15 protein-coding genes are annotated in these 18,326 nt (G+C 74.4%); 4 read left to right on the forward strand and 11 right to left on the reverse strand.

All coding sequences use genetic code 11. The features are described from left to right. Nucleotides 1–2: 2 nt before the first annotated feature. Together HN013_RS03230 and HN013_RS03235 are read right to left on the reverse strand one after the other, a co-directional pair. Nucleotides 3–1,925 (reverse strand): IucA/IucC family siderophore biosynthesis protein, encoded by a 1,923-nt coding sequence (locus HN013_RS03230; RefSeq protein WP_171162691.1) that lies wholly within the window; start codon nt 1,923–1,925, stop codon nt 3–5. Nucleotides 1,926–1,947: 22 nt separating this feature from the next. Next, on the reverse strand, nt 1,948–3,057 hold the full coding sequence (locus tag HN013_RS03235; RefSeq protein WP_171162693.1) for an aminotransferase class III-fold pyridoxal phosphate-dependent enzyme: 1,110 nt from the start codon (nt 3,055–3,057) through the stop codon (nt 1,948–1,950). A 258-nt stretch (nt 3,058–3,315) separates the two neighbouring features. Here HN013_RS03235 and HN013_RS03240 point away from each other — a divergent pair, with 258 nt between their 5' ends. Then, nucleotides 3,316–4,533 carry a serine protease gene (locus tag HN013_RS03240; RefSeq protein WP_171162695.1) on the forward strand — a complete coding sequence of 406 codons (1,218 nt, stop codon included), beginning with the start codon at nt 3,316–3,318 and terminating at the stop codon, nt 4,531–4,533. Nucleotides 4,534–4,611: 78 nt separating this feature from the next. On the opposite strand, the gene hflX is transcribed toward HN013_RS03240, so the two are convergent. The 6 genes from hflX to miaA all read right to left on the reverse strand — a co-directional run bounded on the left by hflX (nt 4,612) and on the right by miaA (nt 12,569). Then, nucleotides 4,612–6,099 (reverse strand): GTPase HflX, encoded by a 1,488-nt coding sequence (hflX, locus tag HN013_RS03245; RefSeq protein WP_171162697.1) that lies wholly within the window; start codon nt 6,097–6,099, stop codon nt 4,612–4,614. Nucleotides 6,100–6,242: 143 nt separating this feature from the next. Continuing rightward, nucleotides 6,243–7,715 carry a M1 family metallopeptidase gene (locus HN013_RS03250; protein WP_171162699.1) on the reverse strand — a complete coding sequence of 491 codons (1,473 nt, stop codon included), beginning with the start codon at nt 7,713–7,715 and terminating at the stop codon, nt 6,243–6,245. Between the two features lie 96 nt (nt 7,716–7,811). Beyond that, nucleotides 7,812–9,947, reverse strand: a complete 2,136-nt coding sequence (locus HN013_RS03255; RefSeq protein ID WP_171162701.1) for a bifunctional (p)ppGpp synthetase/guanosine-3',5'-bis(diphosphate) 3'-pyrophosphohydrolase — start codon at nt 9,945–9,947, stop codon at nt 7,812–7,814. A 170-nt stretch (nt 9,948–10,117) separates the two neighbouring features. After that, nucleotides 10,118–11,002, reverse strand: coding sequence for a diaminopimelate epimerase (dapF, locus tag HN013_RS03260; RefSeq protein ID WP_171162703.1), 885 nt, complete (start codon nt 11,000–11,002; stop codon nt 10,118–10,120). 42 nt (nt 11,003–11,044) lie between these two features. Next, on the reverse strand, nt 11,045–11,524 hold the full coding sequence (locus HN013_RS03265) for a hypothetical protein (RefSeq protein ID WP_171162804.1): 480 nt from the start codon (nt 11,522–11,524) through the stop codon (nt 11,045–11,047). 106 nt (nt 11,525–11,630) lie between these two features. After that, nucleotides 11,631–12,569 carry a tRNA (adenosine(37)-N6)-dimethylallyltransferase MiaA gene (gene miaA, locus HN013_RS03270; RefSeq protein ID WP_171162705.1) on the reverse strand — a complete coding sequence of 313 codons (939 nt, stop codon included), beginning with the start codon at nt 12,567–12,569 and terminating at the stop codon, nt 11,631–11,633. A gap of 182 nt (nt 12,570–12,751) precedes the next feature. On the opposite strand from miaA, the gene HN013_RS03275 reads away from it, so the two are divergent. Together HN013_RS03275 and HN013_RS03280 are read left to right on the forward strand one after the other, a co-directional pair. Beyond that, the gene (locus HN013_RS03275; RefSeq protein WP_171162707.1) at nt 12,752–13,015 is read left to right on the forward strand and encodes a hypothetical protein; all 264 of its coding nucleotides are present in this window, start codon (nt 12,752–12,754) and stop codon (nt 13,013–13,015) included. 40 nt (nt 13,016–13,055) lie between these two features. Then, the gene (locus HN013_RS03280) at nt 13,056–13,331 is read left to right on the forward strand and encodes an antitoxin (protein WP_171162806.1); all 276 of its coding nucleotides are present in this window, start codon (nt 13,056–13,058) and stop codon (nt 13,329–13,331) included. An 88-nt stretch (nt 13,332–13,419) separates the two neighbouring features. On the opposite strand, the gene HN013_RS03285 is transcribed toward HN013_RS03280, so the two are convergent. Both HN013_RS03285 and miaB read right to left on the reverse strand, forming a co-directional pair. Next, the gene (locus HN013_RS03285; protein WP_171162709.1) at nt 13,420–14,130 is read right to left on the reverse strand and encodes a class III extradiol dioxygenase subunit B-like domain-containing protein; all 711 of its coding nucleotides are present in this window, start codon (nt 14,128–14,130) and stop codon (nt 13,420–13,422) included. An 86-nt stretch (nt 14,131–14,216) separates the two neighbouring features. Next, entirely contained in the window at nt 14,217–15,740 is a 1,524-nt protein-coding gene (miaB, locus tag HN013_RS03290) for a tRNA (N6-isopentenyl adenosine(37)-C2)-methylthiotransferase MiaB (protein WP_171162711.1), read from the reverse strand. A gap of 140 nt (nt 15,741–15,880) precedes the next feature. Between miaB and HN013_RS03295 the strand changes: the two genes are divergently transcribed. After that, nucleotides 15,881–16,876: a TAXI family TRAP transporter solute-binding subunit gene (locus tag HN013_RS03295; RefSeq protein WP_171162713.1), complete on the forward strand. Its 996-nt coding sequence runs from the start codon at nt 15,881–15,883 to the stop codon at nt 16,874–16,876. Between the two features lie 39 nt (nt 16,877–16,915). Here HN013_RS03295 and HN013_RS03300 read toward each other — a convergent pair whose 3' ends face one another. Continuing rightward, nucleotides 16,916–18,316, reverse strand: coding sequence for an ATP-binding protein (locus tag HN013_RS03300; protein WP_171162715.1), 1,401 nt, complete (start codon nt 18,314–18,316; stop codon nt 16,916–16,918). Between the last annotated feature and the right edge of the window lie 10 nt (nt 18,317–18,326).

Genomic DNA, 18,326 nt, shown 5'->3' on the forward strand with positions numbered 1-18,326 from the left:
GGTCATGGGGCGGGCGCGGCAAGGGGGTTGGCGAGGGTGACGTACGGGGGGCGGGTGCCGTCCCCGGCCAGTTCGCCCAGCAGGTGCGCCGGGCAGCGCAGGGTGGGGGCGTCCAGGAGCCGGCCGGGCAGGGAGGAGCGTGGGGCGTCCGGCCCGGAGGCGGCGTGGGCGAGGAACCGGCGGAAGGCGGCCAGCAGGATCCGCTCGTCGGCGAGCCGCTGGGACCCGAACGCGCCGATCAGACCGAGGACGTTGTCGCATCCGAGGTGGTGGGCGAAGCGCTCGTCGGCCGTTCCGTCCGGGAGGAAGGTCCCGTCGCCGTCCTCGGCGGCGATCCCCGGGAGCCGTCCGGTGAGCGCGTCCCGTGCCGACTCCCGGAATCCGGCGTGCTGGCCGCCGCGGTACCGGCCGCCGACCGGCCAGCCGTCGCGGTCCAGGAGGACGAGGGTGTTCTGCTGGTGCGCGGCCAGCACGACGCCGGCCTCGCCGTCGAGCCAGAGGAGCGGGCGCACGACGGCCTCCAGGTAGCGGAGGAACCATTCGACGCAGATCAGGGCGGTCGGACGGCCCGTGCGCCGGGCGAGCCGGCCGACGGTGTCGGCGAGGCGGGAGGAGACGGCCGGGTGCCCGGCGGGCGCCGTCCGGCCCGGCCAGGGCCGGAGCGAGGTGAGGCCGGCGAGACAGACGGCGTCGTCGCCGGGGCCGAAGGGGTTGTGCCGGAGGACGGCGGCCAGGCCCTGCACCGGACCCCCGTCCGGGGTGTCGACCGCGAGCCAGGCGGGGTCCCGGACCACGTCGAAGCCCAGGCCGCCGGGGCAGGCGGCGCGCCACCGCTCGGCGAGGCCGCCGCGGAGCAGCCGGTGCAGGGCGACGCCGCGGCGCAGCTCCGCCCGGCCGAGCTCCCGGCCGGAGCCGGTGAGGCGCAGCCCGAGGGAGAGCTTCAGCATGACCGGCGCGTCCGGCCGGTGGACGGTGCGGACCGACGACGTCGGGTACCAGGGCTCGCCGTGCGCCCCCAGGTCCAGGACCGTCCCGGTGTCGAGGAGCCGGGCGACCGCGGGCCGGCAGCGGATCTCGCGCGCCTGCCAGGGGTGGAGCGGCAGCGGCACGGTGTCCGGCGGGAGGCGGAGTCCGTCCGGCAGGAACCGGGCGGCCAGGGCGGCGGCGTCGACGGGCCGGCCGCGTTCGGTCCACGCCGAGTCGGCGGCCAGGGCGGACCGGTGGACGGCCAGCCAGTGCAGGGGGAAGCTGCCGCGGCACTCGGGGGCGTAGAGCGGGGACTCGGCGTCGGTGAACCCCTCGCGGCTCAGGGGAGCGGGATGCCAGGGGTGCCCGAGGAACGAGGACTGCTCACCGTGCAGGAAGAGCGCCTCCCCGTCGGGGTCGGCGGGCCGGGCGCGCCGCTCCTCGATGAACGCGGCCGTCCGGCGCACCGAGTCGGCGACGCGTCCGGCCAGGGAGGCGACGCCGGGGGCGCACGGGCGGCCCCCGGCGTGCGCGGCCTCGCGGCCGAGGAGGGCGGCCAGGGTGACGGCGTCCAGGGCGGGCGCGCCGTCCGGGGCGTCCATGAGCGTGGGCGCGCCGAAGCGGTGCCGGCCGGTGGGCGACCAGTACCGGACGGGCACGTGGAGCACGTTCCCGTCGGTGGCGAGCGGCAGTTGCAGGCAGTTGCCCGGCGGGCGGTCGAGGTCGTGCTCCCGTACCCAGCAGCGCAGCAGGGCGTCGACCGCCGCGCTGTCCGCGGCGGCTCCGGGGTCGGGGTGGTCGAGAGGGTCGGGATGGTCGAGGAGGTCGGCCGGGGCGCCCCGGCCGGCGGAAGCCGGGGCGGGGAGGACGGCCCGGAGGGCCCCGCCGGGACCGGCGGGCCGGGGGACGGCCGGTGCGTCGTGGGTGCGGGACGCGAGGGGTGCGTGGGGTGCGTTCATACGAGTGCGGCGGGCCGGGCCGTCAGGCCGGGGCCGCGCCTGCCTCCTTCCGCGTGCTGACGGGCTTCCGTGGAGCGGCGGCGATCCGGGGAACGGTGGCCGGCCACGGGCCGGCGGCGAGCCGGGGACCGCGCCGGGACACCTCGGCGACCGCGTCGGTGAACCGGTCGAGCACCGCTTCCGCCTGCTCGTCGGTGAGGGTGAGGGGCGGCAGGAGGCGCACGAGGCCGGGCCGGCCGCCGTCCCCGCCGACCAGGAGGCCGCGCCGCAGGCACGCCCGGCGGACGGCGTCGGCCACGGCGGCGTCGGCGCATCCGACGCCCAGCAGCAGGCCGCGGCCGTGCACGCCGGTGATCCCGGCACAGTCGCGGACGGCCCGTCGCAGCCGGGCGAGCATCCGCGCGCCCAGGGCTCCGGCCCGTGCGGCCAGGCCGTTCTCCCGGACGTACCGCAGGGTCGCCGCGCCCGCCGCCATGGCCAGCCGGTTGCCGCGGACGCCGCCCGGGGGGACGGCGGTTCCGGGCGCGTCGTCGCCGTGGACGACGAGGGCGAGCGGCAGGCCGCCGCCGACCGCCCCGCCCAGGACCAGCGCGTCCGGGACGACGCCGCTCCGCTCCACGGCCCAGAACGTCCCCGTCCGCCCCAGGCCGGTGCGCGTCTCGTCGGCGATCAGGGGAACGGACCGGGCGGCGGCGCGGTCGCGCGTCCATTCCTCACCGTCGGCGGCTTCGAAGTCCCGCGCTACCTCGAAAAGATCCCCCGCGCCGCCGACGAGGTCACGGGCGGCGGCCAGGGCGGCCGTCCGGGTCGGCGCGCAGAACCGGAAGCGGGCCCGGTGGGCGAGGCGCCCGGGCAAGGTGGCCCGCAGTTCGTCGGCGAAGACCTCGGCGGGCGGGACACCGCGGGCGAGGGCGGAGCGGACGGCTTCCCGCACCACCGGGTGGTGGTGGCCGAGGACCAGCGTCCCCGCGCCGGGGAAGCAGTCGAGGTAGCGGCGGCCGTCGGCGCCGTCGACCGTCAGCCCCCGGGCGCGCACCGGAACGATGGGCAGCGGGCAGGCGTGCGCGCGGGCCGGCGGCGGCCGTCGTGTGCCGTCGCGTGAGAGCACTGCCGATGGCTGGGTCAAGGCCACGACCTGTGTCCTCCTCCTGTTGAACGCCGGACGTCCCCCGTACGTACCAACGACGGCGGGCCGTGGGGAACACGGGCGGCGGACGAGATCGTGCGGTGAGCGCCACACTCCGACCGGCGTGCCACCCCCGACCGGCCCCCGCGGCGTCGGCGTAGGGTGTCCCTGCCCCGTCGCCGGGGCGGTGCATGACAAGTCCGTCCGTGTCCCACGGGGGACCGTGCACCCGCACACGTGTCACCGATCGGGGGAGAACACTCCATGCCATCCCAACGCCCGTCCGTCGCCCGCCGTCGGGGGTCGCGCGTCCTGGCCGCGGCCGCCCTCGCGTCCGTGCTGGCGCTCACCACCGCCTGCGGTCCTTCCGACGACGAGGCCTCAGGCGGCGACAAGCCCAGTGCGTCCGCGAGCAGTTCGGGGAATTCGGGGCTGGAGGGCCTCAAGCTGCCCAAGGGGCTGACCCTTCAGGACCTGGAGAAGTGGAAGGGGGGTGCCTGGAAGAAGTGGGACAAGGACCGGTGGCTGCGGGAGGCCCGGGACTTCATCAACCCCATCATCGAGGGCCACTGGAAGCCCGATTCGATGAAGGACGCCCGATCCAGTGACAAGACCGTCAAGGACACGCCGGGCACTCCCCCGGGCGGCTCGGCCCAGGGCGATCAGGGCGTCACCGACCCCGAGCCGCGGCCGGTCCGGGCGCGCGAGGTGAAGAAGCCGTACCACCGGTTCGCGCCGCCGGTCGGCAAGGTCTTCTTCGACAGCCCCCAGGGGCACATGGTCTGCTCGGCGACGGTCGTCAAGGACCCGGCACACCCGGGCAAGTCCAACCTGGTGTGGACCGCGGGCCACTGCGTGCACGCCGGCCAGAAGGGCGGCTGGTACCGCAACATCGCCTTCGTGCCGTCCTACAACGACCAGGGCCTGCCCGCCTCGCGGGTCAACACCGCGCCGGTGCAGCAGGTCGCGCCGTACGGCATGTGGTGGGCGGACTGGGCGCAGACCTCCACCCAGTGGATCACCCAGGGAGCCTCCAGCGGTGGCGCGGGCGCTCCGTACGATTTCGCCGTCCTGCACGTGAAGCCGGAGAAGAGCTCGGGCAAGTCGCTGGAGGAGACCGTCGGCAGCGCGCTGGCCGTGGACTTCGACAGCCCGCAGGTGAAGTCCATTTCCTCGATGGGCGCCTGGGGCTACCCGGCCGCGCCGCCCTTCGACGGACAGCGGATGTACGACTGCATCGACCGTCCGGGCCGGCTCTCGCTGGACAGCACCCAGCCGACGATGTACCGCATCGGCTGCACGATGACGGGCGGCTCCTCGGGCGGCGGCTGGTTCCGTGCCGGTCCCGGCGGCAAGGCGGTGCTGGTGTCCAACACCTCTGTCGGCCCGTCCGACAGCCGCTGGCTGGCCGGGCCGCACCTGGGCCCGGAGGCCAAGGGCATCTACCAGGCGATCAGCCGGAAGTTCGCGTCCGCCCGCTGACGCGACGCACCGCAGGCTGACGCACCGCACGGAAAAGGGCCCGTCCCCCTCGGGGGCGGGCCCTTTCGCGGTGCCGGGTCAGGCGGCCGGGACGAACGGCCGCAGCTCGGCGGCCAGTTCCTCGTGCACCCGGGCCTTGACCAGGGTGCCCTCGGCGGTGTGCTCCTCGGAGAGGATCTCGCCCTCGGCGTGGATCCGCGCGGTCAGCGACCCCCGCGTGTACGGCACGAGCGCCTCGACCTCGACCGCGGGGCGCGGCAGCCGCTCGTCGATCAGGGCGAGCAGCTCGTCGATGCCCTCGCCGGTGCGCGCGGACACCGCGAGGGAGTTCCGCTCGATGCGCAGCAGCCGCTGGAGGACGAGCGGGTCGGCCGCGTCCGCCTTGTTGATCACGACGATCTCGGGCACGTCGACCGCGCCGACGTCCCGGATCACCTCGCGCACCGCCGCCAGCTGCTCCTCCGGCGCCGGGTGCGAGCCGTCCACCACGTGCAGGATCAGGTCGGAGTCGCCGACCTCCTCCATGGTGGACCGGAACGCCTCGACGAGGTGGTGCGGCAGGTGACGGACGAATCCGACGGTGTCGGCGAGGGTGTAGAGCCGCCCGCTGGGCGTCTCGGCCCGCCGTACGGTCGGGTCGAGGGTGGCGAACAGGGCGTTCTCCACCAGCACGCCCGCGCCGGTGAGGCGGTTGAGCAGCGAGGACTTGCCGGCGTTGGTGTAACCGGCGATGGCGACCGAGGGGACCTTGTTGCGGCGGCGCTCCTGGCGCTTGATGTCGCGCCCGGTCTTCATCTCCGCAATCTCCCGGCGCATCTTCGCCATCTTCTCGCGGATCCGCCGCCGGTCGGTCTCGATCTTGGTCTCACCGGGACCACGCGTCGCCATACCGCCGCCGCTGGAACCGGAACCACCGCCACCCATCTGCCGGGAGAGCGACTGGCCCCAGCCGCGCAGCCGGGGCAGCATGTACTGCATCTGGGCGAGCGAGACCTGGGCCTTGCCCTCACGGGACTTGGCGTGCTGGGCGAAGATGTCGAGGATCAGGGCGGTGCGGTCGACCACCTTGACCTTGACGACGTCCTCCAGGTGGATGAGCTGGCCGGGGCTGAGCTCACCGTCGCAGACGACGGTGTCGGCGCCCGACTCCAGGACGATGTCCCGCAGCTCCTGGGCCTTGCCGGAACCGATGTACGTCGCCGGGTCCGGCTTGTCGCGGCGCTGGACCACGCCGTCGAGGACGAGGGCGCCCGCGGTCTCCGCGAGCGCGGCGAGCTCCGCCAGGGAGTTCTCGGCGTCCTGCACCGTGCCGGACGTCCAGACGCCGACCAGCACCACACGCTCCAGGCGCAGCTGCCGGTACTCGACCTCGGTGACGTCCTCCAGCTCGGTGGACAGACCGGCGACCCGGCGCAGGGCCGCGCGCTCGGAGCGGTCGTACTGGTGCCCGTCCCGCTCCCCGTCGATCTCTTGGCTCCAGGCGACGTCCTCTTCCATCAGGGCGTCGGCCCGAAGGCTCTCCGGAAGGCTCTGCCGGTCCTGGGGAAGGGAAGAAGTGGAGGTCATGTGATCCTTTGCTTCGTCGGACGGTGCTCGCGCACCCTGCGCCCCGGGCGGGGCTCTCATGTCGACAACGCCGGACGGCCTCCGGTGATTCCCGGGGCCGGCGCCCGCCGACCCGTCGATGGTCCCATGCCCCGCGCGGGGCGTCACGCGGGTTTCCTGGTGACCTTCCAGTCCGGATGGCCGGGCATGGGCGGGGTCGTGGGGTCGTGGAGCCAGGCGTGCAGGAACGCCGAGAGGTCCTGGTGGGCGACCTTGGAGGCGAGCGCCGTGAAGTCGGCGGTGGAGACCGTGGCGTCGGCGTACCGCTCGACCCATACGCGCTCCAGCCGGTCGAAGGCGCGCGCGCCGATCTTCTGCCGGAGGGCGTAGAGGACCAGGGCGCTGCCGTCGTAGACGACGGGCCGGAAGATGCTGACCTTCTTCCCGGGGGCCGGCGCCCTGAGGTCCGCGGGCGGCCCTCCGTCGGCGCGCATGAGGTCGGAGAACTCGTATGCCCGGCGCATCCGGTCGACGAGCTTCCGCCCGCCCTTCAGCTCGGCGTACTGCGCCTCGTACCAGGTGGCGTGGCCCTCGTTGAGCCAGACGTCGGTCCAGGCGCGCGGGGTGACGCTGTCGCCGAACCACTGGTGCGCCAGCTCGTGGACCATCACCGACTCGATGTACCAGGCCGGGAAGGAGCGCTTGGTGAACAGGTCGTGCTCGAAGAGGGAGAGCGTCTGGGTCTCCAGCTCGAATCCGGTCGTCGCCTCGGCGATGAGCACGCCGTAGTTCTCGAACGGGTACCGGCCGATCCGCCCCTCCAGCCAGGTCACCTGCTCCGCCGTCCTCGCCGTCCAGGGCGCCAGCCGCTCCCGCTCGCCGGCCGGCACCACGCTGCGCAGCCGGAGGCCGTGCGGGCCGGTGGCCTCGACCAGGACGGAGCGGCCGATGGAGACCTGGGCCAGCTCGGTGGCCATGGGGTGGCGGGTGCGGTACGTCCAGGTGGTGACGGCGCCCCGGGTGCGGCGGCCGGTGGCGACACCGTTGGCGACCACCATGAGCCCCTTGGGCGCGCGGACCCGGAAGGTGAAGTCCGCCTTCTCGGAGGGGTGGTCGCTGCCGGGGAAGACGCGGTGCGCCGCGTCCGCCTGGTTGGCCATGACCAGTCCGTCCTTGGTGGTGACCCAGCCGCCGTCCTTGGTGCCCCGGGGGTCACTGGTGTGGCGGACGGTGACCGTGAAGGGAGTGCCGCGCGGCACGGGACGGGCGGGAGTGACGACGAGGTCCTCCCCGGCCGGGACGAACTCGGCCCGCGCCCCGTTCACCTCGACCGAACGCACCGTGCCCCGGGTGAAGTCGAGGTTGAACCGCTCCAGCCGCTCCGTGGCCCGTGCGTCGATGGTGGTCACGGCGTCCAGAGGGGCGTCGTTGCGGTGGTAGTCGAGCGCGATGTCGTAGTCGGTGACGTGGTAGCCGGGGTTGCCCAGGTACGGGAAGAGCCGGTCGCCGATCCCGAGCGGGGCGGGGGGCTGCGCCGCGGCGGTCAGGAGCAGCAGGGGCACGGTGGCGGCGAGGGCGGTACGGCGGCGGACGCGCCGTCGGCGCTGCGGGGGGCGTGCCCCGGGAGAGTGCGGCATGCGTCCACCGCTATCAGCGCACCGGCTCCCGCGGTACGCGGCGCGCGCGGTCCCACCCGTACGGGCGGTCCTTCAGAGAGGCGTGCGCCCCTGTGGTCACAACGGCGCGGCGACCGGCCAGCCCGCGCGCCCGACGTCGTACACGCCGGGGACCCGCCGCATGGCACGCATCAGCTCCGGCAGGTGGGCCGCGTCGGGCAGCTGGAGCGTGTAGGTGTGGCGGACGCGCTGTTCGTACGGCGGTTCGACGGCCGCCGAGATGACGGCGACGCCCTCCGCCGCGATGACCTCCGTGAGGTCGGCGAGCAGGTGCGGCCGGCTGAAGGACTCGGCCCGCAGGGTGACCCGGAAGTCCCCCGGCCCCGAGCCGTCCGGGCGGCGCCACTGCACGGTGATCCGCCGCCGCCCCGCGGTGGTCATCCGGGCCACCGCCGGACACTGGGCGCGGTGCACGGTCACGGCGCCGCCGCGCACGGCGAAGCCGGTGACCTCGTCCGGCGGCACCGGGGTGCAGCAGCCCGCCAGGCGCACACCGGCGTCCGCCAGTCCCGCCTCGTCGCAGACGACCGCGACCGGGCCGCGGGCGGTGGGCGCCGGGCCCCGGGCGCCGGGCCGGGCGGCGGGGGGCAGTGGCAGCGCGGGCGGCGCTCCGGTGTCGGGCTCGGGGGCGGGCGCCGGGTGGGTGGCGAACCAGCGGCCGATGGCGATGCGGGCCGCGGCCGTCCGGGCGTGCTCCCGCCAGTCGGGGGACGGCCCGGAGGCGGTGTCCGGCGACATCAGCAGCTGGAGGGTGTCACCGTCGCGCAGGACGGTGCCGAGGGTGACCAGCCGTCCGTTGACCCGGGCGCCGATGCAGGTGTGGCCGCCCTGCCCGTACTGCGCGTAGGCGGCGTCGACGCAGCTGGAGCCGGCCGGGAGGCCGATGGTGCCGCCGTCGGCGCGGAAGACGGTGATCTCCCGGTCCTGGGCCAGCTCGTCGCGGAGCGAGGTCCAGAAGGTGTCCGGGTCGGGGGCGGCGCGCTGCCACTCCAGCAGCCGGGAGAGCCAGCCGGGACGGGTGGGGTCGGCACGCTCCCCCTCCGCCGCGTCGGGGGCCTCGGCGGCCGCGTACGGATTGCCGAGGGCGATCACGCCCGCCTCGGCGACCCGGTGCATCTGGTGGGTGCGGATGAGGACTTCGGCCACCTGGCCGGTCTCGCCGGCGATCGCGGTGTGCAGCGACTGGTAGAGGTTGAACTTGGGGACGGCGATGAAGTCCTTGAACTCCGAGATGAACGGCGTGAAGCAGGTGTGCAGCTCGCCGAGGACCGCGTAGCAGTCCGCGTCCTCCGCGACGAGGACGAGCAGCCGTCCCAGGTCCGAGCCCGTCAGCTCCCCGCGCTTGAGCCGCACCCGGTGCACGGAGACGAAATGCCGCGGTCTGACGTGGACTTCGGCCGTGACACCGGCCTCCCGGAGGACGGACCGCACCCGTGCCGCCGTGGCCTGCAGGGGATCGGGGCGGCCGGTGTGGGCGCGGACGGCGTCGCGGGTGCGGGCGTACTCCTCGGGGTGGAGGATGGCGAAGACCAGGTCCTCCAGTTCGGCCTTGAGCACCTGGACGCCCAGCCGTTCGGCGAGCGGGATGAGGACGTCCCGGGTCACCTTGGCGATCCGGGCCTGTTTCTCCGGCCGCATCACCCCGAGGGTGCGCATGTTGTGCAGCCGGTCGGCGAGCTTGATGGACATCACGCGGACGTCGTTGCCGGTGGCCACGAGCATCTTGCGGAAGGTCTCGGGCTCGGCCGCCGCGCCGTAGTCGACCTTCTCCAGCTTGGTGACGCCGTCGACCAGGAAGCGCACCTCCTCGCCGAACAGCTCCCCGACCTGATCGAGGGTCACTTCCGTGTCCTCGACGGTGTCGTGCAGCAGCGAGGCCGTCAAGGTGGTGGTCTCGGCGCCGAGTTCGGCCAGGATCAGCGTGACGGCGAGCGGGTGGGTGATGAACGGGCCGCCGCTCTTGCGCGTCTGGCCGCGGTGCGAGGACTCGGCGAACACATAGGCCCGGCGCAGGATGTCCAGGTCGGCGCCGGGGTGGTGGGCCCGGTGCGTCTTGGCCACGTGTTCCAGGGCGTCGGGGAACCTGTCCCGGGCCCCCGAGCCGCCGAGGGCCGCGCGGCCCAGCCGTCTCAGGTCGATCCGGGGGCCGCGCCTGCGGCGGGGAGGACGTTCGTTCGTGGCCTCTGCGCTCATGGGCACCTCCGGCAGCGTCGACCGGCGGTCGGCTCACGCCTCCGGGCCGGTGCTTGATGCTACCGACCCCATCACGCACCGCTCACCCCCTCTTGCCCAGAGTGAACCGGATCACCCATTCGAGCGAGGCGCACGGCCGGAAACCCGACGGACGGGCGGCCTTCGGCCCGTCAGGAGGCCGTGAGCCAGGAGCTGTCGAAGCGGCCCTCGGCGACGATCACCGCGGGTCCGGTCATCTCTACCGTGCCGTCCGGGCGCTCCCCGATCACCAGCCGGCCGCCGGGGACGTCCACGGTGTACGTGACGGGGCGGCCGTCGACGGCCGGGTCCGTCCCGTCGCGGCGGGCCGCCGCGACCATCACCGCGCAGGCGCCCGTGCCGCAGGAACGGGTCTCCCCGGAGCCGCGCTCATGGACCCGCAGGGCGACGTGCCGGGGGCCCCGGGGGACGACGAACTCCACGTTGACGCCGTCCGGGTAGGTCCCCGCCGGGCCGACGGCGGGGGCGTCGTGAAGGGTGCCGGCGTCGGCGAGGTCGTCGACGAAGGCGACGGCGTGCGGGTTGCCCATGTTGATGTTGCGGGCGGGCCAGGTGCGGTCCCCGACCGTGACGGTCACCTCGCCCGGGTGCAGCACGGCCCGGCCCATGTCGACGGTGACGTCCCCCGGCTCGCCGTCGGGGCCCGCCTTGGCGATGTGCGCGTGCCGGACGCCGGCCCGGGTCGCGACGGCCAGGTCGCCCTCGCCGGCCAGCCCGGCCCGCTGGAGGTAGCGGGCGAAGACGCGGACGCCGTTGCCGCACATCTCGCCGATGCTGCCGTCGCTGTTGCGGTAGTCCATGAACCACTCGGCCTCGCCGGCCATCGCGCGGGCCTCGGGGTCCGCCGCCGAGCGGACCACCCGCAGCACCCCGTCACCGCCGAGGCCGGCCCGCCGGTCGCACAGCCGGGCGACGGCGGCCGGGGAGAGCTCGATCCGGCCGTCGTGGTCCGGGATGATCACGAAGTCGTTCTCGGTGCCGTGCCCCTTGAGGAAGGCGGTCTGCGCGGTGCTCATGGTCCGATGGTACGGCGGGCGGCCCCGGCACCTCCCGGCGGCTCAGCGCAGCCGCGCCACGCGCCAGACGGCCAGCACGGTGACCAGGACGACGAGGGCGGTGTACGCGGCCACGTACCGCCAGTCGGGACGGCGCCCGGAGCCGCGCGGCGGCAGGCCGGGCCAGGTGTAGCCGACGCGGCGGGCCGCCATCACACCCCAGCCGGCGGCGCAGCTGCAGATCAGCAGGCCGAGCATGGCGACGACCGGACCGCCGTCGCCGACCTCGAAGGCGAGCGGGAAGGCGAACATCAGCGAACCGGTCACGGCCAGCACCACGATCGGTGCCAGCTGCCAGACGCGGAGCCGGCGCGGGGGCCGCAGCTCGCGGAAGGACTCCCCGGTCGGGGTGGTCCCGGGGACGGGCGCGTCGGTGTCGTCCGGACCGTCCGGGGTCAGGGATCCGGGCTCTCCCGCGGCCGCCGCCGGGAGGTGCCCCCCGCGGGGCGGCTGCTGCGGTCTGTCACGAGGGCCGGCCTCCATCGCCACGCGCCCTCCCAACCGGACTTCACGGCTCGATCGAAGACTGATGATGGCACGGTCCGACCGGGCCGGATGACACGTGGCGCGTCCCGATGCCATCACGTGATCAGGCTGTGACCGCTCGTTCGACCAACCTCAGCGCCAGCCCCGGAAGTTCCGCGCGCCGGTCGGCGGCGCCGCTGAGCCAGTGGACGCGGGAGTCGCGCCGGAACCAGGAGTCCTGGCGGCGCGCGAAGCGCTTGGTCGCGCGCACGGTCTCGGCGCGCGCCTCCTGCTCGGTGCACTCGCCGGCGAGGAAGGCGAGCACCTGCTGGTACCCGAGCGCGCGCGACGCCGTGCGCCCCTCGCGCAGGCCCGCACGCTCCAGCTCGCGGACCTCGTCCACGAGCCCCGCCTCCCACATGCGGTCCACGCGCGTGGTGATCCGCTCATCGAGTTCGGGCCGTTCCACGTCGACGCCGATCTGCACGGTGTCGTAGACGGCCGTCTCCCCGGGGAGGTGGGCGGTGAAGGGCTTACCGGTGATCTCGATGACCTCCAGGGCCCGGACGATGCGCCGGCCGTTGCCGGGCAGGATGGCGCGCGCGGCATCCGGGTCGGCGGCGGCCAGCCGGGCGTGCAGGGCGCCCGGGCCGAGCTCGTCGAGCTCGCCCTCCAGACGGGCGCGGACGGCCGGGTCGGTGCCGGGGAACTCCAGGGCGTCGATGGCTCCCTTGATGTACAGACCGGAGCCGCCGACGAGCACGGGGGTCCGGCCCTCGGCCAGCAGCCGGTCGATCTCGGCGCGGGCCAGGCGCTGGTACTCGGCGACGCTCGCCGCCTCGGTGACGTCCCAGATGTCGAGCAGGCGGTGGGGTACCCCCTGCCGCTCCTCGGTCGTCAGCTTGGCCGTGCCGATGTCCATGCCGCGGTAGAGCTGCATGGAGTCGGCGTTGACGACTTCGCCGTCCAGGTGCCGCGCGAGCGCGACGCCGAGGTCCGACTTGCCGGCCGCGGTGGGACCGACGACGGCGATGACCTGCGGTGCGGGGGCTGCTTTTCTCACCCCACCAGTCTCGCAAACACCGGGCCGCCCCTCGAACGAGCGACGTGACGCGACGCTCCCGGCCTCGTTGCCTGTTGCGAGGTTCCGACCGCCGGTTCACGGGCCGGAGCCCGCGAGCGGCGCAATGGGACGCTCCGGGCGACCCGGGATTTCGCTCACACCAGTAAGGTAATGGAGTAGATATGGGCGTGTTTTCATGGCTTCGCCGTAAGCCGTCGCAGGCGTCAACGGAGGAGGCTGCGGCGGCCACTCCGACGGCGGAACCGGGCGACGCCGGCGGAACGGCGGAAGCCGCCGCGCCGGAGGGGGCCGGGGAAGCGGAGGGGGTCGACGGTTCCGCCGAGGGCGGCGCGGCCGCCGACGGGGGCGAGGGAGTCGAGATTCCCAAGCAGCAGTCCGCGGACGAGGCGGCGGACAGCGAGGCCGGCGAGGGCGCCCGCAAGTAGTGCGCGGATTCCGCGCGGAAGGAAACGAGGGTAGGTGCCCATGGGCCTGTTCGACGATCTCAAGGCCAAGCTCGGTCCGGTGAAGGACAAGGTCGGCGGCCTCGTGCAGCAGCACGGGGACAAGATCGGACAGGGGCTGGACAAGGCCGCGCGGGTGGTCGACGCGAAGACGGACGGCAAGTACAGCAGCCAGATCCGCACCGGCACGGGCAAGGCCAAGGAAGCGCTCGTCCGGCTGGCCGACTCCGACGGCGCCGGGGATGCCAAGGGCTCCGCGGGCGGCAAGGACGGCGGCGCGGGCTCCGGCACCTCCTGAGCGGTTTCCGGACGGCGGACGGCCGGGGAGCGCGGCGCTCCCCGGCCGTCCGCCGTCCGTCGGCTCTCCCCTCCCGTGGGTGGGCGGGTCAGGACCACGCCGCGACGTGGTACCCCACCCCGTACGGCGCCTCGTCGTACAGCAGTTGGCCGCGCAGGCCCGCGCCCTCCCCAGCGCCCGCGAGGACCTGCCAGGCGGGCCGTCCGGCGGCCTTCAGGTCGGCCGCGAGAGTGCGGTCGAGGGCCGCGAGCGCGGCGGTGTCGGCGGAGCCCAGGGCGGCCGCGGAGGCCGCGTCGAAGGCTTCCGCCCGCTCGTCGAGGTAGCCGGGCGCCTTGAGCGTGCGGCAGGCACTGCCGTCGCCCGTCACCAGCAGCGCGGTCCGGCCCCCGGCCGCGGCCAGCTCGCGCCCGGCGGCCAGGCAGCGGGCGGTGCCGAGCGACTCGGCCACGCCGAGGCCGGTCACCGGCGCGGCCGACCATTCCGTGCGCTCCAGCAGCCAGGCGGCGACGGCCAGGGACAGCGGCAGGGGGCGCGCGTCCGCGCCGTCCCCCCGGCCCAGCCGGACGTCGAGGTCCACGCCGAAGCCGCGGAACGAGCCGCGGGCGCCCTCGGGATACGGGCCCTCGCCCGCCGGGGTGGTGGGCCCGACCACGACGAGGCGGTCGGGCCGGGCGGCGGCCACCACGGCCACGGCGTCCAGGCAGGCGGCCCGCAGCGGGTCCAGCTCGGGGGCGGCCCCGGCGGCGACCTCGGGCACGAGCAGCGGCGGGCAGGGGCACACGGCGGCGGCGACGAGCATGCCGGAACCCTAACAAGGCGCTGTGCGGCGTCAGGGCGGGTCGGTGCGGTCCCGGCTCGGCGGGGTCGCCACCGGCTGTCCGCTCCCTAGTCGCAGCCGCAGCCCGCGGCGGCCGGCGCCGGCGTCGGTGCGGGCGCTCCGATGGACGGGATGCCGAGCATCACGCCCTTCGGCTTCTCCGCCGCGGCGGCGTTGCGCTTCTCCCAGGCGTCACCGGCGCGCGTGCGGCGCACGCCCTTGGCGGCGCCTTCGGCCAGCAGGTGGTGCGGGGCGGCGTAGGTGATCTCGACGGTGACCACGTCGCCCGGGCGGACCGGCTCGTCCGGCTTGCTGAAGTGGACGAGGCGGTTGTCGGGGGCGCGGCCGGAGAGCCGCCGGGTGGCGTCGTCCTTGCGGCCCTCGCCCTCGGCGACCAGGATCTCCAGGGTCCGGCCGACCTGCTTCTTGTTCTCCTCCCAGGAGATCTGCTCCTGGAGGGCGACCAGGCGCTCGTAGCGGGCCTGCACGACCTCCTTGGGGATCTGCCCCTCCATCGTCGCGGCCGGCGTCCCGGGGCGCTTGGAGTACTGGAAGGTGAACGCCTGGGCGAAGCGGGCCTCGCGGACCACATGCATGGTCTGCTCGAAGTCCTCCTCGGTCTCGCCCGGGAAGCCCACGATGATGTCGGTGGAGATGGCGGCGTCCGGCATGGCGGCGCGCACCTTGTCGATGATGCCGAGGAAGCGCTCCTGGCGGTACGAGCGGCGCATCGCCTTCAGGACGGTGTCCGAGCCCGACTGGAGCGGCATGTGCAGCTGGGGCATCACATTGGGCGTCCCGGCCATCGCGGCGATCACGTCGTCCGTGAAGTCGCGCGGGTGCGGCGAGGTGAAGCGCACCCGCTCCAGGCCCTCGATCTTCCCGCAGGCGCGCAGCAGCTTGGAGAACGCCTCGCGGTCGCCGATGTCGGAACCGTAGGCGTTCACGTTCTGCCCGAGCAGGGTGATCTCGCTGACGCCCTCGGCCACCAGCGCCTCGACCTCGGCCAGGATGTCGCCGGGACGGCGGTCCTTCTCCTTGCCGCGCAGCGCGGGGACGATGCAGAAGGTGCACGTGTTGTTGCAGCCGACGGAGATCGAGACCCACGCCGCGTACGCGCTCTCGCGCCGGGTCGGCAGCGTGGACGGGAACGCCTCCAGCGACTCGGCGATCTCGACCTGCGCCTCCTCCTGGACGCGGGCGCGCTCCAGCAGGACGGGCAGCTTGCCGATGTTGTGCGTGCCGAAGACGACGTCCACCCACGGCGCCTTCTTCACGATGGTGTCGCGGTCCTTCTGCGCCAGGCAGCCGCCGACGGCGATCTGCATGCCCGGGCGCCTGGTCTTCATCGGCGCCAGCCGGCCGAGGTTGCCGTACAGCTTGTTGTCGGCGTTCTCCCGGACGGCGCAGGTGTTGAAGACGATGACGTCGGCATCGCCCTCGGCCGTGCCCTCGGGGGCGCGGACGTAGCCGGCGCCCTCCAGGAGGCCGGAGAGCCGCTCGGAGTCGTGGACGTTCATCTGGCACCCGTAAGTACGGATCATGTAGCTCTTGGTCGCGTCCACGTCATGGCTCCGGTCGATGCTGGTCATCCCACAAGGGTAAGGGGAAGCTCGGACAGCCCTTCCGACCTGGGCGTCGGCCGGGTGACCGGTCCCGTCCGGCCTCCCGGCCGCGGCCCGTCCGTCGCACGGGCCTGGCACCGCCCGGCCCCGGCTGGCAGGATCCGCCCATGGCACCCCGCATCCTCCCCGGCAGGCGCCGCGCCGTATGGGCGGGTGCCGTGGCCGCCGCCCTGCTCGCCCTGCTGACCTGGTCGCTGGGCGCGCCGCCGGACGAGCCGGTGCCCGGCGGGCGGGTGTCGATCGCCACGGGGGTGCCGACCGGGGTCTACGCCAAGTACGGGGCGCTGCTCAAGGAGGATCTGGGCCGGGACCTGCCGGCGCTGGACGTGCGCCTGCGGCTCAGCACGGGCTCGCTGGACAACCTGCGGCAGCTCGCGGCGGGCGACGCGGACTTCGCGATCGCGACCGCCGACGCGGCCGCCGCCTATGTCGACACCGCGCGCCCGGGGAGCGCGCGGCTGCGTGCCTGCGCCCGTCTGTACGACGACTACATGCAGCTGGTGGTGCGCAGGGACGCCCCCACCCAGTCGGTGCGGGACCTCAAGGGGCTCAAGGTCGGCGTGGGAGCCGAGGGGTCCGGGGTGCAGTTGATCACCAAGAGGCTGCTCAAGGCCGCGAAGCTGGACTTCTCCAAGGACATCACTCCTGTCCAGGTCGGCATCGACGTCATGCCGCGCCTTCTTGAGAAGGGCGACATCGACGCCTTCTTCTGGTCCGGCGGCCTGCCGACCAACGCCCTCCAGTCACTGAGCCACCGGATGCCCGTACGGCTAGTCCAGCTCGGCGACATGATCGGCCCGCTGCACGCCCTGGGGCCCGAAACGCGGTTCTACCGCGCCGCGGTGATGCCGGTGGACGCCTATCCCACGATGGGGGCCACCGAGGTGGTGAAGACCATCGCGGTCGCGAATCTGCTCATCACCACCGAGGGCGTGGACGCGAACCTCACCGAGGGCGTGACCCGCACGGTGATAGGGAGCCGCGACAGCATCGGCCAGGAGGTGCACGCGGCCCAGCTGGTGGACCTGCGCACGGCGGTCTTCACCGATCCCCTGCCGCTGCACGACGGGGCCCGCCGGTACTACGTGTCGGTCAAGCCCTGAGCACCGGCCGGGCCCCGGCCGGCCCGGCCCGGTCCGCGCTCAGGGCCGCTCGCGCGGTACGTCGATGGTCACCCGCAGCCCGTGCGGCTCGTTCCGCGCGTACGCGATGCCGGCGCCGCCCGCGGTGAGGAGGGCGCGCGAGATGGACAGGCCGAGGCCCGACCCGGAGACGTTCTGGTGCCGGCCGCTGCGCCAGAAGCGGTCGCCGACGCGGGTGAGCTCCTCCTCCGTCAGGCCGGGCCCCTCGTCGGCCACGGTGACGAGCACCCGGTCGCCGGCGACCTCCAGGGAGACCTCGACCCGGGCGTCCTCCGGGGTGAACTTGAGCGCGTTGTCCACGACCGCGTCGAGCGCGCTGGACAGGGCGATCGGGTCGGCCCAGCCCGTCGTGGCCGCCGGCCCGGTGTAGGAGAGGGCGACCCGCTCGCGGTCGGCCACCGGCGACCAGGAGCCAACCCGGTCGGCGACGAGATCCGCGATGTCGGTCAACTGGAGTTCGGTCGCGGCGTGTTCGGCCAGCGCGAGGTCGAGGAGGTCGTCCAGCACCCGGGCCAGCCGCTTGCCCTCGGTGCGCACCGAGGCGATCTCCTCGTGCCCGTCGGGCAGGTCCAGGGCGAGCAGCTCGATGCGCAGGAGCAGGGCGGCGAGCGGATTGCGCAGCTGATGCGAGGCGTCGGCGACGAAGGCCCGCTGCTGCTCCAGGACCTCCTCGACGTTGTCCGCCATCTCGTTGAACGACCGGGCCAGGCGCCGGAGTTCCGGCGGACCGCTGTCGACCACCACCCGGGAGTTCATCCGGCCCGTGGCCATGCCGTGCGCGGCGGCGTCCAGGGTCCGTACGGGCCGCAGCACCCAGCCGGTGAGCCGGAACGCGGCGGCGACGGCGACCAGCATCGCCGCCGTCTCCCCCGCCAGGATCAGCAGCCACTTGTGCAGGATCCAGGAGCGCAGCGCGCCGGTGGGCGAGTCGGTGACGACGACCGCGACGACGTCGCCGTCCCGGATGACGGGCGAGGCCACGGTGAGCCGGCGGTCGTCCCAGGGCCAGACCTGCTCGGGGTCATGGCTGCGGCGGCCCGCCAGGGCCTCCTGGAACGCCTGCCGGCCCTCTCCGTCGGGGGGCACTCCCCAGCCGTCCGGCGCGGCGGCCATGGCGGTGCCGTCCCGGTAGAAGACGCCGGCCCGTATGTCGTACAGGTCCTCGTAGCGGATGAGTTCGGCCCGCAGGGTGAGCAGCCGCTCGTCCGCCTCGGCGGGCGTCTCGAACGGCCGGGTGGCGACGTACTGGGCGAGGGAGGCGAACCGGGCGGTGTCGTCGATCCGGTCGACCACCAGGCGCTGCTGCTGGACGTTGGCCAGGCCCGCGCCGAGCGGGAGGCCGAGGGCGATCAGCACTCCGGCCATGAGGATGATGAGCAGGGGAAGGAGTCGGGCGCGCACGGGCGGATAC

The organism is Streptomyces sp. I05A-00742 (assembly GCF_013055795.1).
GTDB lineage: Bacteria > Actinomycetota > Actinomycetes > Streptomycetales > Streptomycetaceae > Streptomyces.